Consider the following 25362-nt stretch of genomic DNA (forward strand, 5'->3'; position numbering starts at 1 on the left):
AAGAGCGATATAAACCAGGAAATGTTGGAATTCGCGCATTAAGCGTTGGGACTTTTACGTTTGAAAGGGTAATCCATTGCGCTGCTGAAATAGATTTACTTCATCAGCAATTAACAGCCCGGTTTTACAAGCGAGCGATAAAGAGTTGGCTTAATGAAGCCAGGAGTTGTTTGGTTTTATTTTGACCACTCGTCAACCAGATATTTCAGCCCATACACGACAGTTTGTTTACACTAGCGCCACTGTTCATTTTGGGATCGATGCCGTGCCGTTACTGATCGTTACCACCATTTTGTGGGCTTTTTCCTTTAGTTTGATAGGTGAATACCTTGCAGGCCAGGTTGACTCCTGGTTCTCTGTACTGATGCGCCTTGGGTTGGCCGCGATTGTCTTCCTGCCGTTCCTGCGCTGGAAAGGCTATCGCGCCTCAACCATCCTGCTGTATATGCTGGTGGGGATGCTGCAACTCGGCGTCATGTACCTGCTGAGTTTTGAGGCTTATACCTACCTCAGCGTGACAGAATTCCTATTGTTTACCGTGATGACGCCGCTCTACGTCACGCTGATCTACGATTTGCTCAGCAGACGTCGACTGCGAATCGGCTATGCTTTCAGCGCGCTGTTGGCGGTAGCCGGTGCGGCCATCATTCGCTATGACAAAGTCAGCGATCACTTCTGGTTCGGTTTACTGCTGGTTCAGGCGGCTAACATCTGCTTCGCCATTGGTATGGTCGGTTACAAGCGTTTGCAGGAAACCCGCCCGATGCCGCAACACACGGCATTCTCGTGGTTCTATTTAGGCGCGGTGATCATTGCCATCATTGCCTGGAGCCTGTGGGGTAATCCGAACAAGCTGCCGACCACAAACCTGCAATGGGGCATTCTGGTGTGGCTGGGCGTAGCGGCTTCGGGACTGGGCTACTTTATGTGGAACTACGGTGCCACGCAGGTCGATGCGGGTACGTTGGGCATCATGAACAACATGCACGTACCGGCGGGCTTACTGGTGAACCTGGCGATCTGGCAGGAAAAACCGCACTGGCCGAGCTTTATTGCCGGGGCGATTGTCATTTTCGCTTCACTTTACGTGCACAAGCGTTGGGTAGTAGGGCATGTCGCTAAAAGCGATGCCTAAATGGCCGAGCTGAATTGCTAACAAGCTCGTTGCTTTGCTCTAGCTTCGAAAAAGCAGCACCTAAGCCAGAGGGAAGAGACAGGCAAATCCACAGGGAAGTGAGATTCCTTCGTGATCGGAGCGGCCGGTATCTGACCTGATATCAAAGCGACACCTAAAGCCTAAGGGAAGGGATAGCGTGGCAGAGGAGCAAAGCATCCGAGCCATGGAGGGCGAGGCTGACCCACAGGGATGTGGGTTTCCTTTGCGATCTGCCACGCTATCCCTGACTGAGCACTAACACATAGCAATCAGCCCTTTCCTGACTGAGCACTAACACGTAGTAATCAGCCCTTTCGCGACTGAGCACTAACACGAAGCCATCAGGGCTTTTTCGCGGGCGCCGCAGGACGATGAATCATCGTCAATCCCTTCAAAAAGTTACGCAGAATCTGGTCGCCGCACTCGCGGTAGTTCTTATGATCTGGATTGCGGAAAATCGCACCAACCTCAGCCTGTGAAACCTTAAAGTTTGCCTTCTCCAGCACCACCGGAATATCCGTGGTCTTCAACGCAAACGCGATACGCAGCTTCTTAATGAAGATATTGTTATTCATACGACGTTCGACTGACGGCGCTGGCGCATCTTCACTTTTACCGCGACGGAAGAAAATTAAACCGTTAAGGAAATAGCCCATCAGCACGTCCGGCAATTTACGGAACGCCGCATCCTCATCCTTTTTCATCCACGCCTGAACATCCTCCAGCGGCACTTCACTGCCCGCTAAGGCAAAAATCTCCACCACTTTGCTATCGCTCAAATCAAGCATATAGCGCACGCTGCGCAGAACATCGTTACTCGTCATGGTGAAACTCTCTTGGTCGCGGATTGAGGCGGCGCATTATAGAGCAGGCAGGGCAGGGATAACAGCACGGGCGACACAAGCCGCCCGTGAGATCATGAAGAAACCGACTGAAGTGAACCTGGACGCGCCGCATCACGCACAAACGGCAGATGGTCACAGGCGTGTTGACGGGCGAAGCGCACAAAAGCTTCCAGCACCGGCTGACGCTGCTCGCCATCGCGAACCGCCGCATACAGGCGGCTCCACAAGCCAGAGCCCAACGTCTTGGTCACCACCAGGCCCTGCTTTTCAAAACTCTCCACCACCCAATGCGGTAATGCGGCGATGCCCATTTGTGCCGACACCATCTGAATCAATAACAGCGTATTATCTACATTCTTCAATGCCGGGCTCACTCCCGCCGGCTGCAGGAAATGACGCCAGATATCCAGACGCTGACGCTGCACCGGATAAATCATTAACACCTCATCGGCTAAATCTTCCGGCGAAATATGCTCCAGTTTCGCCAGTGGATGGTCCGGAGCCAACACCAGTCGCACCTCATAATCAAACATCGGCGTATAGAACAAACCGCTGCGTGGCAGAATATCGGAGGTCAGCACCACATCCAGTTCACCCTGCTGCAAGGCGGGCTGAGGATCAAAAGTCACCCCCGATTTAAAATCGACCACCACTTGTGGCCAGCTCTGGCGGAAATTATTCAGTGCCGGCGTCAGCCATTGAATGCAGCTGTGACACTCAATCGCAATGCGCAGCGTGGTCTGATGCGGCTCATGGCACGCCTGCAACGCCTGCTGGATCTGCGGCAAAATCTGCTCGGCCAACTGCAGCATGATTTCCCCCTGCGGCGTAAACCGCAACGGCTGGCTCTTGCGCACAAACAGGCGAAAGCCCAGCCGCTGTTCCAGATCGCTGAACTGATGAGATAACGCCGATTGTGTCTGATGAAGCTGAGCAGCGGCAGCGGCTAACGAGCCGGTATTCTGCAACGCCTGCAGCGTTCTCAGGTGTTTGAGTTCGATCATGAGAGTCCTTCACATCGAGATTGAACAAATTGCGCTTGAGGAACATACAGTACCCGCAGATTATGGCGGTGTAAACATCTGGACGGCTAAACATCTCAATCAGGCGCCACAGCCATTTTACTTTCGTCCAGTTCAGGCGTTCAGCGCACGGCAATTCCCTCGCTGGATGAACGTAAACGGGCTTGTACCGTTAAGAATATCTGGAGATTAATAAATGACCATTCTGAACCATACGCTCGGTTTCCCTCGTGTTGGTCTGCGTCGTGAACTGAAGAAAGCACAGGAAAGCTACTGGGCAGGTAACTCCTCACAGGAAGCGCTACTGGCCGTGGGTCGCGAACTGCGTGCCCGTCACTGGCAACAGCAGAAAGAGGCAGGTGTGGATCTGCTGCCGGTGGGCGATTTCGCCTGGTACGATCATGTGCTGACCACCAGCCTGATGCTCGGGAATGTGCCGGCGCGCCATCAGAACAAGGATGGCTCAGTCGATCTCGATACGCTGTTCCGTCTGGGACGCGGCCGTGCGCCCAGCGGTGAACCTGCTGCTGCCGCGGAGATGACCAAATGGTTCAACACCAACTATCACTACATGGTGCCGGAATTCACGCAGGGCCAGCAGTTCTCGCTCTGCTGGACGCAGCTGCTCGACGAAGTGGACGAAGCGCTGGCACTGGGTCACCAGATCAAACCGGTGCTACTGGGGCCAGTGACCTACCTGTGGTTGGGTAAAGTCAAAGGTGAACCGTTTGACCGTCTATCACTGCTGAAAGACATTCTGCCGGTCTACCAGCAAGTGCTGGCAGAGCTGAAAAAGCGCGGCATCGAATGGGTGCAAATTGATGAACCCGCGCTGGTGCTTGAACTGCCACAGGCGTGGCGTGATGCGTTCAAGCCCACTTACGCTGCATTACAAGGTGGCGTGCAACTGCTGCTGACCACTTACTTTGACGGCATCGGTCAAAACCTCGATGTGATTAAGACGCTGCCCGTTCAAGGCCTGCACGTTGACCTGGTGCATGGCAAAGATGACATCCAGTCTATCCACCAACAGATCCCCACCGACTGGCTGCTCTCATTAGGCGTGATCAACGGCCGTAACGTCTGGCGTGCCGATCTCAGCCGCTGGTTTGAGCGCCTGCAACCGCTGGTGGGCCAGCGTAAAAATCTGTGGATTGGATCCTCCTGCTCACTGCTGCACAGCCCGATCGATCTTAGCGTTGAAACCCGGCTCGATGCGGAAGTAAAAAGCTGGTTCGCCTTTGCTTTACAGAAGTGTGCTGAACTGTCGCTGCTGAGCAAGGCGCTCAATAATAACAATGCAGCATCGCTGACAGAGTGGAGTGCACCGATTCGAGCCCGTGCGCACTCTGCTCGCGTGCACAATGCAGCAGTGGGCACACGTCTGGCGAGCATTCAGGCCAAAGACGTTGAGCGCGCCAGCCTCTATCCCGAACGTGCCAAAGCGCAGCGCCATCGCTTTAATTTGCCTGCCTGGCCGACCACCACCATCGGTTCATTCCCGCAAACCACCGAAATTCGCGGCCTGCGACTCGACTTCAAAAAAGGCAATATCGATGGCGGCCACTATCGCACCGGCATTGCGGAGCACATCAAACAGGCGATTACTGAACAGGAACGTCTTGGGCTGGATGTGCTGGTACACGGCGAAGCAGAGCGTAACGACATGGTGGAATACTTCGGCGAAAACCTCGATGGCTTTGTGTTTACGCAAAATGGCTGGGTGCAGAGCTATGGATCTCGCTGCGTGAAGCCCCCGGTGATCATCGGTGATATCAGCCGCCCACAGCCGATTACCGTTGAGTGGGCGAAGTACGCACAGTCGCTGACCGACAAACCGGTGAAAGGCATGCTCACCGGCCCGGTCACCATTCTATGCTGGTCTTTCCCGCGTGAGGACATGACGCGGGAAATCATCGCCAAACAGATTGCGCTGGCACTGCGTGATGAAGTGGAAGATTTAGAAAAAGCCGGCATCGGTATCATTCAGATTGATGAACCCGCGCTGCGTGAAGGTCTGCCGTTGCACCAGTCTGACTGGGCTGCCTATCTGACCTGGGCGGTCGATGCCTTCCGCCTTAACGCAGCGGTTGCGCAGGACGCGACGCAAATCCACACCCATATGTGTTATTGCGAATTCAACGACATCATGGACTCGATCGCGGCACTGGACGCGGATGTGATTACCATCGAAACCTCACGCTCTGATATGGAATTGCTGGATGCGTTTAAAGCGTTCGAATATCCGAACGAAATTGGGCCTGGCGTGTATGACATTCACTCACCGAATGTGCCCAGCGTGGAGTGGATGGAAGATCTGCTGCGGAAAGCGGCGCAAAGTATTCCGCCCGCGCGTTTGTGGGTCAATCCGGACTGCGGTCTGAAAACCCGTGGCTGGAGCGAAACCCGACAGGCACTGGCGAACATGGTTAAAGCGGCAAAAAATCTGCGCGAGGAAACGGTTTAACGCACAGGGACTTGGGGCGCATGAGCGCCCCAATATGATTATGCGTTTGGCGCGACACCATGCTGTGAAAACCAGGCCAGCATACGTGCCCAGCCATCGGCGGCAGAATCGGCGTGATAGCTTGGACGATAATCGGCATTGAACGCGTGACCGGCTTCCGGATACACGACAATCTCCGCTTTGGCATTGGCAGCATGCAACGCCTGGCGCATTTTATCGATACTTTCCAGCGGGATGCTTGCATCCTGACCACCGTACAAACCGAGTACCGGGGCCGTGAGATCCACGGCAACATCGATCGGGTGCTTCTGCTGCTTCAGGGTTTTCTCACCCTCTAAGCGGCCATACCAGGCGGCGGCGGCACGGACCTGCGGGTTGTGCGAGGCAAACAGCCAGCTGATACGCCCGCCCCAGCAAAATCCGGTGATCGCCATACGTCGAATATCGCCATCGTGGCGCGCCGCCCAGTTAGCGACATGATCAAGGTCGGACAGCACCTGCGAATCCGGCACCTTGCTCACCAGTTCTTTCAGCAGAGTAGGGACATCGCTGTATTCACTCGGATCCCCTTCGCGGAAGTACAGCTCTGGCGCCACGGCCAGGTAACCTTCCAGTGCCAGACGACGGCACACATCACGAATATGCTCATGTACGCCAAAAATCTCCTGCACCACCAGAACCACCGGCAACTTGCCTTCATAGGTTTTTGGTCGGGCATAATAAGCGGGTAGATTTTCACCCTGGCTCGGCACCGAGGTTTCACCCGCATGAATCTGATCGCTGGATGTGGTGATAGTGCTGCTGGCGATGGGCTGAACGGCCGGGGCAAAGCCGCCGACTGCTGATTTTTGTGCCATATTGTCTTCGGTTTTCATGGTTCTCTCCGTGCTAGCAAATGCGCAATCACGTAACTATAGCCTGCTTCAGGAGCAAGGCTGGCGTAGGGTTCAGAGGGATGTTTACTTATGTTCTTCTTCTCTATTAACACTGCCACCCGAACTTACACAGCACCGCTTGTAGCAATTCAGAATTGCCGAGCGCATTTGTGTGATTCATGTCACATAATAATTTTCTGATAATGTAAGTTTCATTGTCGATGGTGAAACTAATCACATATTTATCTGGCGCTCTCACGTAGAGTGACACGCATATCCCTTATCTATCAGGAGTCTGTTATGGCCCAGTCTGACGTTTTCCACCTTGGTATCACTAAAGCCGATCTGAAAGGTGCCACATTGGCAATCGTTCCCGGCGATCCGGAGCGTGTGAAAAAAATCGCTGCGCTGATGGATAACCCACAGCATCTCGCTTCACATCGTGAATTCACCACTTACCTCGCGGAAGTCGATGGCAAGCCGGTGGTGGTGTGTTCAACCGGTATCGGCGGCCCATCTACTTCAATTGCGGTGGAAGAACTGGCGCAGCTCGGCGTACGTACTTTCCTGCGCGTCGGCACCACCGGTGCGATCCAACCGAATATTAATGTGGGCGATGTTTTGGTCACCACCGCGTCTGTACGCCTTGATGGTGCCAGCCTGCACTTTGCGCCGATGGAATTCCCGGCAGTGGCCGATTTTACCTGTACCACCGCGCTGGTGGCCGCAGCAGAAGCCTGTGGCGCCAAAACGCATATCGGGATCACCGCCTCTTCTGACACCTTCTATCCGGGCCAGGAACGTTACGATACCTTCTCAGGACGCGTGGTGAATCGCTTCCAGGGCTCTATGCAAGAGTGGCAGCAAATGGGCGTGCTTAACTATGAGATGGAATCCGCTACACTGTTAACCATGTGCGCCAGTCAGGGGCTGCGAGCGGGCATGGTGGCGGGTGTTATCGTTAACCGTACGCAGAAAGAGATCCCGGACGCGGTGACCATGAAACAGACCGAAAGCGATGCGGTGAAAATTGTTGTAGAAGCCGCGCGTCGCTTAATTTAGTGCGCAAGGCAGCAGGTATTACGGATAAGGAATTCCCTGCTGCCGCCACATTGCGCACGTTTTTCAGCTGATACTGAGAAAACAACTATGCGCAAAACGGTTTCTGCTCCTCGTCCTGCCTTTAATCCTACTCCCGCTGCTGCGCAGTCTCGTATTGAGAGCGTGGCAGCACGTTTTCGCCAGGCGATGGCGGCCTCTGACTTCCCCGTGGCACGTCAGTGCTGTGAAGAAGTTTTGCGCGTCATGCCGCAAAATATGCAAGTGCTCAGCGACTATGCGTTAACGCTGATGCGCGTGGGCGAGTACAAAAAATCCTACAAAACCTACCAAAAGATCTATCAGGCTCCAGCCGCACAGCGTGCGCAGGCCTCTGACACCTGGCTCGATGGCTTAACGGAAGTGTGTGGCTGGCTGGAGAAGCATGATGAAGTGGCGCGCTATGGCCGCGAGTCGCTGGAAAAGTCAGACACGATTTTCCGGCAAGGTCATAAAGTGGCGTATCCGGCAGAAGCGCCGCCGCCTTTTGATCCCGCCAATCCATCAGAAAACATCATCTCTTTCAGCCTGTACGGCGGCCAACCGCGCTACTGTGAAACACTGATCAAAAATATCGACGTCGCGCGCGAGCTTTATCCTGACTGGATTTGTCGTATCTATCTTGATGACAGCGTGCCGCAACACGTCTGGCAACGCCTCAGGCAGCCGAATACGCAGCTGGTGGATATGTCGCATGAGAAGACAATATTCCCGACGCTGTGGCGCTTTCTGGTGATGGATGATCCCAGCGTTAAACGTTACATCGTACGGGATGCGGACTCCTTGCTGTCTGAACGCGAAGTGGCGGCGGTGGAGGCCTGGCTGCAGTCGCCATCCTGGTTCCATCATATGCGCGACTACTTTACCCATACCGAACTGCTGCTGGCAGGAATGTGGGGCGGGTGTCACGGCGTGTTCCATAACGTTGAGCAGCAGATGCGCGACTTTATCGCCCAGTACAGCGGCAGTGAGCGCTTCACCGATCAATATTTCCTCAAGGTGGCGCTGTGGCCAACGGTGCGCGAAAGCCTGCTGAATCATGACGATATCTTCCAGTTCCATCATGCCCAGGCGTGGCCTGCACATCCGCCCATTCGCTGGCAAACCGATCGTTTCCACGTAGGTAGCAACGCCGGTTACTCCAGCATGGCGGGTAAAGTGGAAAATGTGGATAACGGCTGGCAGCAGGTTGAACTCACGCACGACGGGCAAAGCTGGTGTTATCCCGCCAAAGTAAAAGGCAGCGAATGGCTATTGCCGATGCCGTTTTTCCTGATTGATGCGTGGAAGGCAGGTGATTTGACGGTGAAAGCGCTGTAAATCACCCGCCAGCTTCACAACAGTCTGGACATTCATACAGTAGCGCCTTACCTTTTCCCTCAGCGAAACGATCCGCGGGGGGATTATGGATCAGCAACTTATCATTAGCGGCGCGCTGGCGCTGGCCGGACTGGGCCTCGGTTGGATTTTGGCCCAGTTGCGTGCCGGCCACCAGCACGCCAGCTTCACCACCGAACGCCGACTGCTGGAAGAGGCGCAGCAGCGCCAGCAGCAGCAGCTCGAACAGTTACAGCAGCAAATCCAGCAGCGCGAGCAAGAGCTGCGGCAGTTGCATGGCACGCTCAGCGGGGCACAGGAACGGCTGCAACAGCTCGATTACTGGCGTGGCGAAAGCGAGCAGCTCAGCCGGGAACTGCGCAATCAGCTGGAAGTGAACAGCGCGCAGGAAGCGGAACTGCGTGAAGTCACCATCCGTTTAGAAGAGACGCGTTTTGGCGCAGAAGAGAAGCAGCGCCTGCTCACCAACAGCGAGCAGCGCCTCAGCGCGCAGTTTGAAAATCTGGCCAACCGCATTTTTGAAAACAGCGGACGTCGCGTAGATGAGCAGAATCGTCAAAGCCTCAATGGCCTGATTGGCCCGCTGCGTGAACAGCTGGATGGCTTCCGTCGTCAGGTAACTGATAGCTTTGGCCAGGAGGCACGCGAACGCCATACGCTGGCCCATGAGATTCGCCAGCTGCAGCAGCTGAACGCGCAAATGGCGCAGGAAGCGGTCAATCTCACCAAAGCGCTGAAGGGCGATAACAAAATTCAGGGCAACTGGGGCGAAGTGGTACTGGCGCGCGTGCTGGAAGCCTCCGGTCTGCGCGAAGGTTATGAATACCAGACGCAGGTCAGCGTGCAGTTAGAACAGCAGGGCAGGATGCAACCGGATGTGATCGTGCGGTTGCCGCAGGGCAAGGATGTTGTGATTGACGCGAAAATGACGCTGGTGGCCTACGAACGTTACTTCAACGCGGAAGATGAAGCCACGCGCGAGCAGGCAATTCAGGAACACGTTAACGCCATGCGCGGCCATATTCGTCTTCTGGGGCGAAAAGATTATCAACAATTGCCCGGTTTACGCTCTCTGGATTATGTGTTGATGTTTATTCCGGTTGAGCCAGCCTTCTTATTGGCAATTGATCGCCAGCCAGAATTGATCAGCGAAGCATTGCAGCAGAACATCATGCTGGTCAGCCCAACCACCTTGCTGGTGGCACTGCGCACCATCAACAATCTGTGGCGTTATGAGCACCAGAGCCGCAACGCGCAACGCATCGCCGACCGTGCCACGCGGCTGTACGATAAAATGCGACTGTTTGTGGACGATATGAGCGGTATCGGTCATAGCCTCGACAAAGCGCAGCAGAGTTATCATCAGGCGATGAAAAAGCTGGCAGAAGGGCGCGGCAATCTGATTGCACAAAGCGAATCCTTCCGCGCGTTGGGTGTGGAGATCAAACGACCGATCAATCCTCAGCTGGTGGAGCAAGCGCAGCCGGAAGAGGCGGATGAAGATTGGGCGGACGATCCCGAGCCTGATGAAAATGCGGCAGATTCTTCCACCGCTTCGCTGCGCCGCATCAACGAATAGCACGGTGGTCACGTGCTCGCGTAACGCGACTCTGATACACTTCGGCAAGAATTGTTTGTGGAACAGGTAAACCCGATGGCAGATGAATCACAGCAGGAAACTACCCATTTTGGCTTTAAGATCGTCGCGAAAAGCGAAAAGGCCGATAAAGTCGCGGACGTGTTTCACTCCGTAGCGGCAAAATATGACCTGATGAACGATCTGATGTCGTTTGGCATCCATCGTGTCTGGAAGCGTTTTACCATCGACAGCAGCGGCGTACGTCGTGGTCAGCGTGTCCTGGATTTGGCCGGCGGCACCGGCGATTTGACGGCGAAATTTTCTCGCCTGGTGGGCGATACGGGTCAGGTGGTTCTGGCGGATATCAACAGTTCGATGCTGAAGATGGGCCGTGAGAAGCTGCGCAATTTGGGCGTGTCTGGCAATGTCAGCTACGTGCAGGCCAACGCCGAAGCGCTGCCGTTCCCGGATAACTATTTCGATTGCATCACCATCTCCTTCGGTTTGCGTAATGTCACCGAAAAAGAGAAGGCGTTGGCCTCGATGTTCCGTGTGCTGAAGCCAGGCGGGCGTTTACTGGTGCTGGAGTTTTCCAAACCGCTACTGGAACCGCTGAGCAAAGCCTACGATACCTACTCCTTCCATATCCTGCCGCGTATTGGGCAACTGGTGGCGCAGGATGCGGAAAGCTATCGCTATCTGGCAGAATCGATTCGTATGCATCCCGATCAGGAAACCCTGAAAGCGATGATGAATGATGCCGGCTTTGAAAATACCACCTATTTCAACATGACTGGCGGTATTGTGGCGCTGCATCGCGGCTTTAAGTTCTGATTGATCATGACTTTTACCCCGCTTATCACGGGCGGTCTTGAAACCGCCCTTAATCGTGTTCTCTATCGTGATCGCAGCCTGAAATCCGCGCGTCAGCGTCTGGTGGGTAAGGTGTTGCTGCTGCGTCTGCAGGAGCTGGACTTCCCGCTGGTGCTGGTGTTTAGCGAATCACAGCTGGACGTGCTGAGTGACTGGCAGGACAGCAGCGATTGCAGTGTCAGCCTGCGCCTCAGCACCTTGCCAAAACTGCGCGATCGCCAGCAGCTGACCAGCCTGATCCGGAGCGGTGAGCTGGATGTGGAAGGCGATCTGCAAGTGGTTCAGCAATTCTCCGCGCTGATGGATCTCGCCGAACTCGACCCGGCTGAGTATCTGGCACCGTGGATTGGCGACATTGCCGCGCAGGGCGTCAGTCAGGCCGCGCAAAATGCCCTGAAATTCGTGCAGAAGCAGGTCACGCGTCGGCAGGATTATGTTGGACAGGTGCTGACCGAAGAGTGGCGGGTTGCGCCCGGTGCACTGGAACTGGCGTGGTTCTGTGAAGAGGTCGAAGCGATGGAACGTTCGCTCAATGCGTTTGAAACGCGTTTAGCAAAGCTGGAGGCGAAATGACGCTGGGAGAAATTCGGCGCTTATACTTCATCATCAAGATCTTCCTCACCTATGGACTTGATGAACTGATCCCCCACATGCGCATCACGTTGCCGCTTCGTATCTGGCGACGTTGTATTTTCTGGATCCCCAACAAGCATAAAAATGAATCGACGGGCGTGCGTATTCGTCTGGCGATGGAGCAGCTTGGCCCGGTCTGGATCAAGTTTGGCCAAATGCTGTCGACGCGCCGCGATCTCTTCCCGCCGGCCATTGCCGATGAACTGGCGGTATTGCAGGACCGTGTCGCGCCTTTTGATGGTCTGAAAGCTCAACAGCAGATTGAACAAGCGATTGGCGGCCCGGTTGATACCTGGTTTGACGATTTTGATATCAAGCCGCTGGCATCTGCTTCGATTGCTCAGGTCCATACTGCCACGCTGAAGTCTAACGGCCGTGACGTGGTGATCAAAGTTATTCGCCCGGACATCCTGCCGGTCATCAAAGCCGACATGAAGTTGATTTACCGCATGGCGCATTGGGTTCCTCGCCTAATGCCGGATGGCCGTCGTCTGCGCCCGGTTGAAGTGGTGCGCGATTACGAAAAGACCCTGATTGATGAACTCAATCTGCTGCGCGAATCGGCGAATGCCATTCAGCTGCGTCGTAACTTTGATCAGAGCCCGATGCTGTATGTGCCGGAAGTGTTCTCGGATTACTGCAGCGAATCGATGATGGTGATGGAGCGCATTTACGGCATTCCGATTTCTGATGTGGCGACGCTGGAGAAGCATGGCGTCAACATGAAACTGCTGGCGGAACGCGGTGTGCAGGTGTTCTTCACCCAGGTGTTCCGCGATAGCTTCTTCCATGCTGACATGCATCCCGGCAACATCTTCGTCAGTTATGACCATCCAGAAGATCCGCAATACATCGCGATTGACTGCGGTATTGTCGGCTCGCTGAATAAAGAAGATAAGCGCTATCTGGCGGAAAACTTCATCGCCTTCTTTAACCGTGACTACCGCAAAGTGGCGGAACTGCACGTGGATTCGGGCTGGGTTCCACCGGATACCAATGTAGAAGATTTTGAGTTCGCCATTCGTACCGTTTGTGAGCCGATTTTTGAAAAGCCGCTGGCTGAGATCTCTTTTGGTCACGTGCTGCTAAACCTGTTCAACACCGCGCGCCGCTTCAATATGGAAGTGCAGCCGCAGCTGGTGTTGTTACAGAAAACGCTGCTGTACATCGAAGGCATTGGCCGTCAGCTCTATCCGCAGCTCGACCTGTGGAAAACCGCGAAGCCGTTCCTGGAAGAGTGGATCAAAGATCAAATCGGTATTCCAGCGATTCTGCGTGCAGTGAAAGAGAAGGCGCCGTTCTGGGCCGAGAAGCTGCCAGAACTGCCGGAGCTGTTCTACGACAGCATGCGACAGCATAAATTATTGCAGCACAGCGTCGATAAACTTGTCAGCGATATGAATGCCCAACGCACGCGCCATCACAAGGCTCGTTATCTGTTTGGCGTAGGGGCTACACTGTTATTAAGTGGCACCGCGGTGCTGTTAAGTCGACCCGACTGGGATTTCTTCCCAGCGCTATTAATGGCCGCTGGCATCGTCACCTGGCTGATAGGCTGGCGCAAGACAAACTGATTGTTTGCCTGGTGCAAATCGCGTAATGTCGCAGGCTAAAGCCCGAATTCATACGGGCTTTCTGTGCGTTTCAATTCAGAGTTTTTCACAGAATATTAGAGGCATATCTCATGGGCGGTATCAGTATTTGGCAATTGTTAATCATTGCCGTCATTGTTGTACTTCTGTTCGGTACCAATAAACTTCGCAACCTGGGTTCGGATTTGGGTTCTTCCATTCGTGGCTTCAAAAAAGCCATGGGCGATGAAGACGACAAAAAGGATCAACCGAAAGAGCAGGATGCTGACTTCAACGCCAAGACTCTGGCAGACAAACAGCAAACCTCGGCAAGCAAAGACGACGCCCGGGACAAGTAAGGGTTAACTGTGTTCGATATTGGTTTTAGTGAACTGGTATTGGTGTTCGTTATCGGGCTGATTGTTCTTGGCCCGCAACGATTACCGGTTGCGGTGAAAACCGTCGTGGGCTGGATTCGGGCGATTCGCTCGCTGGCCGCGAATGTGCAGAACGAACTGGCGCAGGAGCTGAAACTGCAGGAGTTGCAGGACAGCCTGAAAAAAGTCGAAGAAGCGGGCCGTGGCTCACTGTCACCGGAACTGAAAGAGTCGATGGAAGAGTTGCGTAAAACCGCCGATTCGATGAAGCGTTCTGTGCAGCAGAGCATCGATATCGAGAAGGCGGAAGATGAAGCGAACACCATTCATCAATCGCAGCCTGCAGGCGCCCCTTCTGAATCGGTAAGCCAGCCTGCGGTGACGCCAGCGGCGGCAGAGCATCAGGCCAGCGCACCGACTCAGGCCCCTCAGCCAGTGGCGGCACAGCATCAGGCTAGCGCACCGGCTCAGGCACCTCAGGCGGTGACAGCAGAACGTCAGGCCAGCGCACCAGCTCAGGCTCCTCAACCGGTAACAGCAGAGGCTGCGGCACCTGTTAATACCGCGCAGAATGCGACGCCCACTCCCACCGTAAAAGATGAAAGATAAACATGGCCGTTGAAGATACCCAACCGCTCATCAGCCACCTGATTGAGCTGCGTAAGCGTCTGCTGAACTGCATTATTGCGGTGTTTGCTATCTTTTTGTGCCTGGTTTATTTCGCCAACGACATCTATCACTTGGTGGCATCGCCACTGATTAGCCAGATGCCGGCCGGCGCCAGCATGATTGCCACCGATGTTGCTTCACCGTTCTTCACCCCGATTAAGCTCACTATCATCGTTTCGGTGTTTCTTGCCGTGCCAGTGATTTTGTACCAGGTGTGGGCGTTTGTGGCACCGGCGCTGTATCGCCATGAGCGTAAGCTGGTGATGCCTTTACTGTTCTCCAGTACCTTGCTGTTCTACGTTGGCGTGGCCTTCGCGTACTTCATCGTATTCCCGCTGGCGTTTGGCTTCTTCGCCAAAACCGCCCCGCAAGGCGTCACCATCGCCACCGATATCACCAACTATCTCGACTTCGTCATGACCATTTTCATGGCGTTTGGTGTTGCGTTTGAGGTGCCGATTGCGATTGTGCTGCTATGCTGGACCGGGATTACGTCGCCAGATGATTTGAAAAAGAAACGTCCTTACATGTTGGTTGGCGCGTTCGTTGTTGGGATGTTGCTCACGCCACCAGACATTTTCTCGCAAACTTTGCTCGCTATTCCGATGTACTGCCTGTTTGAAGTCGGCGTATTCTTCTCTCGCTATTATGTGGGTAAAGGGCGCAAAGCATCACAGGATGAGGAACAGAACACCGAATCCTGATGTCCTTTAAGCAGGGCATCCCGCAAGCGAGCGGGATGATGATGAATCTAAGCCGCCCGAAATTGGGCGGTTTTTATTTGGGAAGAACTATGTTTGATATCGGTGTAAACCTGACCAGCACGCAATTCGCAAAAGATCGCGAGCAGGTTGTGAAACGTGCGCGCGAAGCAGGCGTCACCGGCCTGCTCATTACGGGCACCAATGCGCTGGAAAGTCAGCAGGCGCGACAGCTCGCGGCACAACACGTGGGCTACTGCTGGTCAACGGCCGGGGTGCACCCGCATCATGCCAGTGAATGGTCAGCGGACACAGCCAATACGCTGCGCCGTTTGGCCGAGCAGGAGCAAGTGGTGGCGATTGGCGAATGCGGACTCGATTTTAACCGCAACCTCTCTGCACACGACCAGCAGGAGTACGCTTTTGAAGCGCAACTGGCGCTGGCGGCAGAGTTGCAGTTGCCGGTATTTCTTCACTGCCGTGAAGCGCATGATCGTTTTGTTGCGGTGTTAGAGCCCTGGCTGCCGAAATTAACGGGCGCGGTGGTGCACTGTTTTACCGGCACACGTGACGAACTGGAGTCGTGCCTGGCGCTGGGCTTATCGGTGGGGATTACGGGCTGGGTGTGCGATGAACGCCGTGGTCTGGAACTGCGCGAAATGCTGCCGCTGATCCCAACCGAACGTCTGTTGCTGGAAACGGACGCGCCTTATCTGCTGCCGCGTGACATGCATCCGCGTCCGCCTTCACGCCGTAACGAGCCGTGTTTCCTGCCGCATATTGTGCAGCAGGTGGCGAAATGGCGTGGGGAAGAGGCGGAAACGCTGGGTGCGCAGCTCAATCATAATGCGCGTCAGCTGTTCAAACTGGCCTAAAGCTTCCGGAACTGTTTGTTGTCGACACTGCGCATCACTTGCTTGTTGAGCAGGTTGAGCAGTAACACAGAGCGGGTTTCGCCATCCGGCTCGGCAAAGATCGCACGCAGCCCTTCAAAGGTCCCTTCGGTGATGATCACTTCATCACCGCTTTGTGGCGTCTCGGGATCCAGCATTATTTGCGGCACATCGGTTTGCAGCGCTTCAATCACGTCACTGGAAACGGTGGCGGGTTGAGTGCCAAAGCGGACGAAGTGGCTGACGCCGCGCGTGCTGCTGATAGTGGTGGTGTGAATCGCTTCCGGATCGAACTCGATAAACAGATAGTTGGGGAACAATGGCTCACTCACCGTGGTGCGTTTGCCACGCACAATCTTTTCCAGAGCGATCATTGGGCTGAGGCAATTCACCTCTTGCCGCTCAAGATGCTCTTTCGCGCGCAACAGCTGTCCACGTTTGCAATAGAGTAAGTACCAGGATTCCATAACTGCTCCCAAATATTGGACGCTAAGAATAACAAACCTGTTGTCAGAGTTATAGCGCATCGGCCAGCGGAAACGCGGCTGTGAAATAAAAATCACTACGATTTTTCCGATTGGTGCGGCTTATTAACGCTTTCTTGCAAGAAAATTGACGGCTGATGACCATCTGTATCAGACTCGTTCCCCATCTTTCGCATGAATTCGAAAAAGGACTGGCTGATGGAACTGTTCTTATTAAGCAACGGCAAAGTGGCCGATGATGCGCCACTGCTGAGCTACGCTCACCCCCAACTGCACGCGATGATTGCGCAGCGTGGCATCACATCGGCCGTGCTGGTGCCCTATGCCATCATTCGTGGCGATCATGCGCAGCGTGCCCAGGATCTGTCTGACTCACTTGGCATTGAAGTGAAAACCGTGCACGAGTTCGCCTCGCCGGTCGCCGCCATTGAACAAGCAGAGATGATTTTGGTGAGTGGCGGCAACACCTGGTTCCTTAACCAGATGCTGCATGAGCATGGACTGATTGTGGCGATCCAGCGTGCCGTGCGCGAACGTGATGTGCCATACGTGGGCTGGAGCGCGGGTTGCAATGTGGCTACGCCATCAATCCGTACCACCAACGATATGCCGGTACGCAGCAGTGTCGTTCTGCCTGCGCTCGGCCTGTTCCCTGTACAGATCAATCCTCACTATCTGGATGCGCACGTGAGTGGTCACATGGGAGAAACCCGTGATGAACGCCTGGCCGAATTCTGTGCGGTCAACCCGCACGAGTCAGTCATTGCACTGCGTGAAGCGAGTTTCCTGCACGTCAGTGAAAATCGTCTGCGTTACTACAGCGCCCGTGGCGAAGATTTTAAAGTGTTCCGTCACGGTGAACCCATTGCTGCACATCACGACGTGCTGGCTATCCAGTCGCTGGTGCCCTTCTCCTGCCAGCCAGCTTGATACACAAACCACAACACGCCAGCGTGAATCAGACCTATAATGGCCGATTCACTCTGGCCGGAAGCTAACGCCGCATGAAATATCAGGATTTACGAGACTTCCTCGCGTTGCTGGAGCAGCGCGGCGAGTTAAAGCGCATCACTCAGGAGATCGATCCTGAGCTGGAGATGACCGAAATTGCCGATCGCACCCTGCGTGCCGGCGGTCCGGCGCTGCTGTTTGAGAACCCGAAAGGGTACGACATGCCCGTGCTGTGCAACCTGTTCGGCACACCCAAGCGTGTGGCAATGGGCATGGGGCAGGAAGAGGTCAGTGCCCTGCGCGAAGTGGGCAAGCTATTGGCCTTTTTGAAAGAGCCTGAGCCGCCAAAAGGCTTCCGCGATCTGTTCGATAAGATGCCGCAGTTTAAACAAGTGCTGAATATGCCGACCAAGCGCCTGCGCAATGCGCCGTGTCAGGAAGAAATCTTCAGCGGTGATGATGTCGATCTGTCGCGCATTCCGGTGATGAAGTGCTGGCCTGGCGATGCCGCGCCATTGATTACCTGGGGGTTAACCGTTACCCGCGGGCCGCACAAAGAGCGCCAGAATCTCGGCATCTATCGCCAGCAGGTGATCGGCAAAAACCGCCTCATCATGCGCTGGTTGTCGCATCGCGGCGGCGCACTGGATTTCCAGGAGTGGTGCAAAGCCCATCCGGGCGAACGCTTCCCGGTATCCGTGGCGCTGGGCGCCGATCCCGCCACGATTCTCGGTGCCGTGACGCCGGTGCCGGATACGCTTTCAGAGTATGCGTTTGCCGGTTTGCTGCGTGGCAACAAAACCGAAGTGGTGAAGTGCCTGTCGAACGAACTTGAAGTGCCTGCCAGCGCGGAAATCGTGCTGGAAGGTTATATCGAACCGGGCGATATGGCACCAGAGGGTCCTTACGGCGATCACACCGGCTACTACAATGAAGTAGATAGCTTCCCGGTGTTTACCGTGACGCACGTAACGCAACGCCGTAACCCGATTTATCATTCAACCTATACCGGTCGTCCGCCGGATGAACCTGCAGTATTGGGTGTGGCGCTGAATGAAGTGCTGGTGCCGATTCTGATCAAGCAGTTCCCGGAGATTGTCGATTTCTATTTGCCGCCGGAAGGTTGCTCGTATCGCCTCGCGGTGGTGACGATTAAGAAGCAATATGCCGGGCATGCCAAGCGCGTGATGTTTGGCGTCTGGTCTTTCCTGCGTCAGTTTATGTACACCAAGTTCGTGATTGTGTGTGATGACGATGTCAATGCACGCGACTGGAACGATGTCATTTGGGCGATTACCACGCGCATGGATCCGGCGCGCGACACCGTGATGGTGGAGAACACGCCTATCGACTATCTTGATTTTGCCTCACCGGTTTCCGGTTTGGGATCGAAGATGGGACTCGATGCCACCAACAAGTGGCCAGGTGAAACCACGCGTGAGTGGGGCACGCCGATTGTTAAAGATCCGGCTGTGACCGCGCGCATTGACGCAATTTGGGATGAGTTAGCTATCTTTGCCGAGCCGCCGCAGCGTTAACGGCGGCAGAATCATAAAAAAGGGCACGTATGACGACGTTAAGCTGCAAAGTCACTTCGGTTGAAGCAATCACGGACACGGTTTACCGCGTTCGTTTGATTCCGGCAGCGGATTTTAACTTCCGCGCGGGACAATATCTGATGGTGGTGATGGATGAGCGCGATAAGCGTCCGTTTTCACTGGCCTCAACGCCGATGGAAAAGGACATTATTGAACTGCACATCGGCGCATCGGATCTTAACCTCTATGCCATGGCGGTGATGGATCGTATCAAAAACGATCGTCAAATCACCGTGGATATGCCACATGGCGATGCCTGGCTGCGTGAGGATAGCGATCGTCCGATCATTCTGATCGCTGGCGGCACCGGTTTCTCCTATGCCCGCTCAATTCTGCTGACGGCACTGGCACAGCAGCCCGACCGCGATATCGCCATCTACTGGGGCGGCCGTGAACTGATGCATTTGTACGATCTGGATGAGCTGAATGCATTGGCGGTGAAGCATCCTAATCTCAAGGTGATTCCAGTGGTGGAACAGCCCGCAGAGGGTTGGGAAGGACGCAGCGGTACCGTACTAACCGCCGTGATGCAGGACTATGAAACGCTAAGTGATCACGATATCTACATTGCGGGTCGTTTCGAGATGGCAAAGATTGCGCGCGAGCGTTTCTGTGCGGAGCGTGGTGCGGTTGAAGCGCAGATGTTTGGCGATGCGTTTGCCTTCATCTGAGTAAAAAGCCCGCCCGAAAGGGCGGGAACACGTGCATCAACGTATTAAACGCGTTCGAACACCGTCGCAATGCCCTGGCCTAAGCCAATGCACATGGTCGCGAGACCAAATTGCGCATCACGACGTTCCATCAGATTGAGCAACGTCGTACTGATACGTGCTCCAGAACATCCCAACGGATGCCCCAGCGCAATTGCGCCGCCATTCAAATTCACTTTCTCATCAAGCAGATCCAGCAATCCCAAATCCTTAATGCACGGCAGCGTCTGCGCAGCAAAGGCTTCGTTAAGCTCGAACAGATCGATATCCTGTACGCTTAATCCGGCGCGTTTCAGCGCAAGTTTGCTGGCCGGCACCGGACCGTAACCCATTATGGAAGGATCACAGCCGACCACCGCCATGCTGCGGATGCGTGCACGCGGGGTCAGTCCGAGCTCGCGTGCGCGGCTTTCACTCATGATCAGCATGGCTGCTGCGCCGTCGGAGAGCGCTGAAGATGTGCCTGCGGTGACGGTGCCATTCACCGGATCAAACGCGGGACGCAGCGCAGCCAACCCTTCCAGCGTAGTATCTTCGCGAATCACTTCATCCGTTTCATAACGTTTCAGCACGCCGTCGGCATCGTGGCCATAGGTCGGCACGATTTCACGTTTGAAATCGCCACGTTGGGTCGCGGCCCAGGCGCGCTGATGTGAACGCAGCGCAAAGGCATCCTGTTGCTCACGGGTGATGTGGTGCATGCGCGCCAGCATTTCAGCGGTTAATCCCATCATACCCGCCGCTTTTGCCACCGTCCGGCCCAAGCCTGGATGGAAATCAACGCCGTGGCTCATTGGCACATGGCCCATATGTTCGACGCCGCCAATCAAACAGCTGTGCGCATCACCCACCATAATGGCGCGCGCCGCATCGTGCAGCGCCTGCATGGACGAACCACATAAGCGATTCACCGTGCTGGCCGGGACGCGATGCGGAATTTCTGCCAGCAGTGCCGCGTTACGTGCGATGTTAAAACCCTGTTCCAGCGTCTGCTGCACACAGCCCCAGATGATGTCATCCAAAGAGGCCGGATCAACGCCGGGGTTGCGGCTCAGCAATTCGCGCATCAGATGTGCTGAGAGATCCTCCGCTCTTACCTGACGAAACGCGCCGCCTTTTGAGCGGCCCATTGGTGTGCGCACTGCATCAACGATGACTACCTTTTCCATTTTATTTACCTCAGGCACTTTGCAGTGTCGCTTCGTCAATTGGGTGAGCTGCGGGATACCAGCTTTGATGTTGATGCGCTTTGTGCACTAACAGTTCGGGTAACGCGTACAGTGGGCCAAGGGCGAGATATCGTTTGGCTTGATCAACCAGATTGCTGTTGCCGAGCGTATCCATATAACGGCAGGCACCGCCACGGAACGGCGGGAAACCGAGGCCGTACACCAGCGCCATATCGGCTTCAGCCGGTGAGGCGATAATCTTCTCTTCGAGGCAGCGCACCACTTCATTGAGCATTGGCAGCATCATGCGGTTAGCAATGTCCTCGTCGCTGAACACGCGTTTGGGCTCGCAAATCGGTTCCAGCAACGCATCCACAGCCGGATCGGCTTTTTTCTGGGCTTTGCCTTTTTTGTCTTGCTCCCAAAGATAAAAGCCCAAACCGTTTTTCTGACCGTAGCGTTTGGCTTCAAACAGCACATCAATGGCGTCGCGGTAATCCTTCTGCATGCGCGAAGGGAAGCCTTGCGCCATCACCTGCTGCGCGTGATGGGCGGTATCGATACCCACCACATCCAGTAACCAGGCCGGGCCCATTGGCCAGCCGAACTGTTTCTCCATCACCTTATCAATCTGACGGAAATCGGCGCCATCGCGTAGCAGCAGACTGAAAGCGGCGAAGTAGGGGAACAGCACACGGTTCACAAAGAAGCCGGGGCAGTCATTCACCACGATCGGCGTTTTGCCCATCTTGCTGGCCCAGGCCACCACTTTACTGATGGTGGCGTCTGAGGTCTGCTCGCCACGGATTACCTCAACCAGCGGCATGCGTGGCACGGGATTAAAGAAGTGCATGCCGCAGAAGTTTTCTGGACGCTTCAGTGATTGCGCCAGTTGGCTAATCGGGATGGTCGACGTGTTGGAAGCGAGCACGGCATCGTCGCGCAAATGTTGCTCGGTTTCTGCCAGCACTTTGGCCTTGATGTGCGGATTCTCAACCACCGCCTCGACCACCACATCGGCGCGTTCGAAACCGGCGTAATCCAGCGTGGGTTGAATCGTCGTGAGTACGCTCGCCAGTTTGGCGCCGTTAATCTTGCCGCGTTCCAGCTGCTTATTGAGTAAATTACTGGCTTCTGTCATGCCCAGCGTCAGTGCCTGCGGATTAATGTCTTTCATTTTCACCGGCACACCTTTCCATGCCGACTGATAGGCAATGCCACCACCCATGATGCCAGCACCCAACACGGCGGCTTGCTGCGGTGCACCGGCTGCGCTGCTGTGTTTCTTCGCCAGGCCTTTGACATACTGATCGTTCAGGAAGATGCCGACCAGCGCCCGCGCCACATCGCTTTGTGCCAGCGGCACGAAGGCAGCGGTTTCCAGTTTCAAGGCATCGTCGCGACCCAGGCTTGCAGCGGCCTCAATGGTTTTCACCGCAGTGATAGGCGCAGGATAATGCTTGCCTGCCGTTTGCATCACCATACTTTTGGCAATGGTGAAGCTCATTGCTGCTTCAATCGGGCTGAGCTTCAGAGGTGCTAGCTTAGGTGCGCGGCGCGCCTGCCAACTGCCTTGTGCCATCGCATCCAGCAACATGGTGATCGCTGCCGCGCGCAGTTTGTCGCTGCTCACCACGGCATCGACCAAACCGAGTTGCAGAGCGCTGGTGCCATCAACATCTTTGCCGGCGGCGATGATCTCCAGTGCGCTATCGGCACCGAGTAAACGCGGCAAACGCACGCTGCCGCCGAAGCCCGGCATGATGCCCAGTTTGGTTTCCGGCAAGCCAATGCGGGCGGCCGGTGTAGCAACACGGAAATCCGTCGCCAGCACACATTCGCAGCCGCCGCCCAGCGCGTAGCCGTCAATGGCAGCGATGGTCGGCACTGGCAAATCTTCCAGGCGATTGAAGATGCTGTTGGCAAACGCCAGCCACTGGCTCAGCTTCTCTTCTGGCGCATCAAACAGCGACAGGAATTCAGTGATATCGGCACCAACAATAAATGCCGGTTTAGCCGAGGTGAGCAGTAAGCCGCGCAATTCGGGCTGTTGCTCCAGCACGCTGAGCGCTTCGCCCAAAGAGGCAACTGTTTTGGTATCGAGTTTGTTCACTGAGCCGGGGGCATCGAAAATTAGCTCGGCAATGCCAGCGTCAAGCCAGTGAACTGAAAGGGTATCGCCTTGGTAGAGCATGTCCGTCTCCTGAAACCGCGAAAGGTGATCTGGTCATACCAGATGAGTTGGAGTGTGGGCGGCATGTTAATTTTTTGCAAACGAGTCTTTGCTTATTTGATACGCCGATCACAGCGAGTGCAGCACGGCAACTGACTTGAGGCTGTGCTACACTGCGGCCAATTTCGCGATATCGGAGACAAGTCCATGGATTCACTGAAAACCCTGTATCACGCGCATATCAATACGCTGCAACAGCGAGCGCAACAGGTGCTGGCACGCTTTAAACTTGATGCGATGTTGATTCACTCTGGCGAGCTGTTGACCGTTTTCCTCGACGATCACGACTACCCGTTTAAGGTGAATCCGCAATTCAAGGCCTGGGTTCCTGTCACGCAAGTGCCTAACTGCTGGTTATGGATCGATGGCGTTAACAAGCCAAAACTGTGGTTCTACTCGCCGGTGGATTACTGGCACAACGTCGAGCCATTGCCCAACAGCTTCTGGACTCAGGATGTTGAGGTGGTGGGGCTGAAAGATGCCGATGAGATTGCGCAACTGTTGCCTGCTCAGCGCGACAATGTGGCGTATATCGGACCTGTGCCATCCCGCGCTACGCAGTTGGGTATTAATAGCGACCGCGTGAATCCAAAAGGCGTGATCGACTTCCTTCATTACCATCGCAGCATCAAAACTGATTATGAGCTGACCTGTATGCGTGAAGCGCAGAAGCTGGCGGTAGCAGGGCATCGCGCGGCGAAAGAGGCATTCTTCTCGGGAATGAGCGAGTTCGATATCAACCAGGCGTATCTGACTGCGACTGGCCATCGTGATACAGATGTGCCCTACGGCAATATCATCGCGTTCAACGAACATGCTGCGGTGCTGCACTACACCAAACTCGACCATCAGCCACCGGCAAAGCGCCACAGTTTCCTGATTGATGCGGGTGCGGAATACCTTGGTTATGCCGCAGACCTGACGCGCAGCTATGCAGCTCAAAGCAAATCGCGCTATGCCGAGATGGTTGAGGCGATGAATAAAGAAGAGCTGTCTCTGATTGCTACGCTGAAAGCGGGCGTGCGCTACACCGATTACCATCTGCAAATGCATCAGCGTATTGCACGTCTATTGTTGAAGTTCGATCTGGTTAAAGGCCTGACCGAAGAGACGCTGGTGGCGGAAGACCTGACCGGTCCGTTTATGCCGCACGGTTTGGGACATCCGCTGGGCTTGCAGGTGCATGACGTCGCAGGCTTTATGCAGGATGATAACGGCACGCACCTGGCGGCACCGTCGAAATATCCTTACCTGCGTTGTACTCGCGTGCTGGAACCGGGCATGGTGCTGACCATCGAGCCAGGTTTCTACATTATCGATTCACTGCTGGCGAAACTGCGCGGTGGTAAGTACAGCCAGTACTTTGACTGGCAGGCGATCGACGCATTGAAACCGTACGGTGGTATTCGTATCGAAGATAATGTGGTGATCCACGCTAATCGCGTTGAAAACATGACGCGCGATCTGCATCTGGCCTGATGGATGCTTATGATATTCCCGCTGAGGCCGTTAGCCTCAGCGAGGAAACCATCAAGAAAAGTCGCTTTATTACTTATCTGGCGCATACCGATGGCGTTGATGCTGCACGCGCCTTTGTGCAGCAGATCAAGCAGGAGCATCCAGCAGCTCGTCATCATTGTTGGGCGTGGGTTGCCGGTGCACCGGATGATTCGCAGCAGCTGGGGTTTTCCGATGATGGCGAGCCTTCAGGTACGGCGGGCAAACCGATGCTGGCACAGCTGATGGGCAGTGGCGTGGGAGAAATTACCGCCGTGGTGGTGCGCTACTATGGCGGCATCATGCTGGGGACCGGCGGATTAGTGAAAGCCTACGGCGGCGGTGTGCAGCAGGGGCTGAAGCAACTGGCGCGCGGGCGTAAAGTGCCGATGCAATCTTTTACCCTGCAATGTGATTATGCCCAGTTAAGTGAGATCGAGCGCCTGTTGCAACGTTTTGACGGCATCATCGAAGAGAGCCATTATCAGGATCGTATTGCGCTACGTCTGGCGTTGCCGCATCCGCAGATCAATGGCTTTCGGCAAAACCTTTCTGATTACAGCCGGGGCGCGCTGACGCTCATCCCGCTGGACAACTAAAAGCATCTGTTTAAAGGAACGGC

At 55.0% G+C, this 25362-nt stretch carries 23 protein-coding genes; 17 read left to right on the top strand and 6 right to left on the bottom strand.

What is annotated here, in order from left to right:
* Positions 1–265: 265 nt before the first annotated feature.
* A complete protein-coding gene (locus ACXI0A_RS02450; RefSeq protein ID WP_224933802.1) occupies positions 266–1135 on the top strand; it encodes a carboxylate/amino acid/amine transporter in 870 nt (289 codons plus the stop codon).
* 362 nt (positions 1136–1497) lie between these two features.
* Here the strand turns inward: ACXI0A_RS02450 and ACXI0A_RS02455 are convergent, their stop codons facing one another.
* Positions 1498–1980: a YehS family protein gene (locus tag ACXI0A_RS02455; RefSeq protein WP_224933803.1), complete on the bottom strand. Its 483-nt coding sequence runs from the start codon at positions 1978–1980 to the stop codon at positions 1498–1500.
* A 92-nt stretch (positions 1981–2072) separates the two neighbouring features.
* Positions 2073–3005 (bottom strand): HTH-type transcriptional regulator MetR, encoded by a 933-nt coding sequence (gene metR / locus ACXI0A_RS02460; RefSeq protein ID WP_476150537.1) that lies wholly within the window; start codon positions 3003–3005, stop codon positions 2073–2075.
* Positions 3006–3219: 214 nt separating this feature from the next.
* Here metR and metE point away from each other — a divergent pair, with 214 nt between their 5' ends.
* Positions 3220–5490, top strand: a complete 2271-nt coding sequence (gene metE / locus ACXI0A_RS02465; RefSeq protein WP_476150536.1) for a 5-methyltetrahydropteroyltriglutamate--homocysteine S-methyltransferase — start codon at positions 3220–3222, stop codon at positions 5488–5490.
* Positions 5491–5528: 38 nt separating this feature from the next.
* On the opposite strand, the gene ACXI0A_RS02470 is transcribed toward metE, so the two are convergent.
* A complete protein-coding gene (locus tag ACXI0A_RS02470) occupies positions 5529–6365 on the bottom strand; it encodes a dienelactone hydrolase family protein (protein ID WP_476150534.1) in 837 nt (278 codons plus the stop codon).
* 300 nt (positions 6366–6665) lie between these two features.
* On the opposite strand from ACXI0A_RS02470, the gene udp reads away from it, so the two are divergent.
* The 10 genes from udp to tatD all read left to right on the top strand — a co-directional run bounded on the left by udp (position 6666) and on the right by tatD (position 16079).
* Positions 6666–7427, top strand: a complete 762-nt coding sequence (gene udp / locus ACXI0A_RS02475; RefSeq protein ID WP_084933275.1) for a uridine phosphorylase — start codon at positions 6666–6668, stop codon at positions 7425–7427.
* An 87-nt stretch (positions 7428–7514) separates the two neighbouring features.
* The gene (locus ACXI0A_RS02480) at positions 7515–8783 is read left to right on the top strand and encodes a tetratricopeptide repeat protein (protein ID WP_476150532.1); all 1269 of its coding nucleotides are present in this window, start codon (positions 7515–7517) and stop codon (positions 8781–8783) included.
* 85 nt (positions 8784–8868) lie between these two features.
* On the top strand, positions 8869–10380 hold the full coding sequence (rmuC, locus tag ACXI0A_RS02485; protein WP_476150530.1) for a DNA recombination protein RmuC: 1512 nt from the start codon (positions 8869–8871) through the stop codon (positions 10378–10380).
* Between the two features lie 75 nt (positions 10381–10455).
* Complete coding sequence (gene ubiE / locus ACXI0A_RS02490; RefSeq protein WP_476150528.1) at positions 10456–11214, top strand: bifunctional demethylmenaquinone methyltransferase/2-methoxy-6-polyprenyl-1,4-benzoquinol methylase UbiE; 759 nt, start codon at positions 10456–10458, stop codon at positions 11212–11214.
* A gap of 6 nt (positions 11215–11220) precedes the next feature.
* Positions 11221–11826, top strand: a complete 606-nt coding sequence (ubiJ, locus tag ACXI0A_RS02495; RefSeq protein ID WP_476150527.1) for a ubiquinone biosynthesis protein UbiJ — start codon at positions 11221–11223, stop codon at positions 11824–11826.
* Positions 11823–13460, top strand: coding sequence for a ubiquinone biosynthesis regulatory protein kinase UbiB (gene ubiB / locus ACXI0A_RS02500; protein ID WP_224933811.1), 1638 nt, complete (start codon positions 11823–11825; stop codon positions 13458–13460). The genes ubiJ and ubiB overlap by 4 nt, the downstream gene beginning before the upstream one ends.
* Before the next feature lie 110 nt (positions 13461–13570).
* Positions 13571–13816, top strand: coding sequence for a Sec-independent protein translocase subunit TatA (gene tatA, locus ACXI0A_RS02505; RefSeq protein WP_038643775.1), 246 nt, complete (start codon positions 13571–13573; stop codon positions 13814–13816).
* Between the two features lie 9 nt (positions 13817–13825).
* The gene (gene tatB, locus ACXI0A_RS02510; RefSeq protein WP_476150524.1) at positions 13826–14443 is read left to right on the top strand and encodes a Sec-independent protein translocase protein TatB; all 618 of its coding nucleotides are present in this window, start codon (positions 13826–13828) and stop codon (positions 14441–14443) included.
* 2 nt (positions 14444–14445) lie between these two features.
* Positions 14446–15207 carry a Sec-independent protein translocase subunit TatC gene (gene tatC / locus ACXI0A_RS02515; protein ID WP_476150522.1) on the top strand — a complete coding sequence of 254 codons (762 nt, stop codon included), beginning with the start codon at positions 14446–14448 and terminating at the stop codon, positions 15205–15207.
* Between the two features lie 89 nt (positions 15208–15296).
* On the top strand, positions 15297–16079 hold the full coding sequence (gene tatD, locus ACXI0A_RS02520; RefSeq protein ID WP_476150520.1) for a 3'-5' ssDNA/RNA exonuclease TatD: 783 nt from the start codon (positions 15297–15299) through the stop codon (positions 16077–16079).
* Here the strand turns inward: tatD and rfaH are convergent.
* Positions 16076–16564: a transcription/translation regulatory transformer protein RfaH gene (rfaH, locus tag ACXI0A_RS02525; protein ID WP_034827930.1), complete on the bottom strand. Its 489-nt coding sequence runs from the start codon at positions 16562–16564 to the stop codon at positions 16076–16078. The genes tatD and rfaH overlap by 4 nt on opposite strands.
* 216 nt (positions 16565–16780) lie before the next feature.
* On the opposite strand from rfaH, the gene pepE reads away from it, so the two are divergent.
* From pepE to fre, 3 genes are all read left to right on the top strand, one after another.
* Entirely contained in the window at positions 16781–17512 is a 732-nt protein-coding gene (gene pepE, locus ACXI0A_RS02530) for a dipeptidase PepE (protein ID WP_224933815.1), read from the top strand.
* Between the two features lie 74 nt (positions 17513–17586).
* Positions 17587–19071 (top strand): 4-hydroxy-3-polyprenylbenzoate decarboxylase, encoded by a 1485-nt coding sequence (gene ubiD, locus ACXI0A_RS02535; RefSeq protein ID WP_476150517.1) that lies wholly within the window; start codon positions 17587–17589, stop codon positions 19069–19071.
* Positions 19072–19100: 29 nt separating this feature from the next.
* On the top strand, positions 19101–19802 hold the full coding sequence (gene fre, locus ACXI0A_RS02540; protein ID WP_476150516.1) for an NAD(P)H-flavin reductase: 702 nt from the start codon (positions 19101–19103) through the stop codon (positions 19800–19802).
* 44 nt (positions 19803–19846) lie between these two features.
* On the opposite strand, the gene fadA is transcribed toward fre, so the two are convergent.
* A complete protein-coding gene (fadA, locus tag ACXI0A_RS02545; RefSeq protein WP_224933818.1) occupies positions 19847–21010 on the bottom strand; it encodes an acetyl-CoA C-acyltransferase FadA in 1164 nt (387 codons plus the stop codon).
* A gap of 10 nt (positions 21011–21020) precedes the next feature.
* Complete coding sequence (gene fadB / locus ACXI0A_RS02550; RefSeq protein WP_476150513.1) at positions 21021–23204, bottom strand: fatty acid oxidation complex subunit alpha FadB; 2184 nt, start codon at positions 23202–23204, stop codon at positions 21021–21023.
* A 186-nt stretch (positions 23205–23390) separates the two neighbouring features.
* Between fadB and pepQ the strand changes: the two genes are divergently transcribed.
* Together pepQ and ACXI0A_RS02560 are read left to right on the top strand one after the other, a co-directional pair.
* Positions 23391–24722 (top strand): Xaa-Pro dipeptidase, encoded by a 1332-nt coding sequence (pepQ, locus tag ACXI0A_RS02555; protein ID WP_476150511.1) that lies wholly within the window; start codon positions 23391–23393, stop codon positions 24720–24722.
* Positions 24722–25339 (top strand): IMPACT family protein, encoded by a 618-nt coding sequence (locus tag ACXI0A_RS02560; protein WP_476150510.1) that lies wholly within the window; start codon positions 24722–24724, stop codon positions 25337–25339. Before pepQ ends, ACXI0A_RS02560 begins: the two co-directional genes overlap by 1 nt.
* The last annotated feature ends 23 nt before the right edge of the window (positions 25340–25362 follow it).

This window comes from Pantoea sp. C1E2, assembly GCF_056491465.1.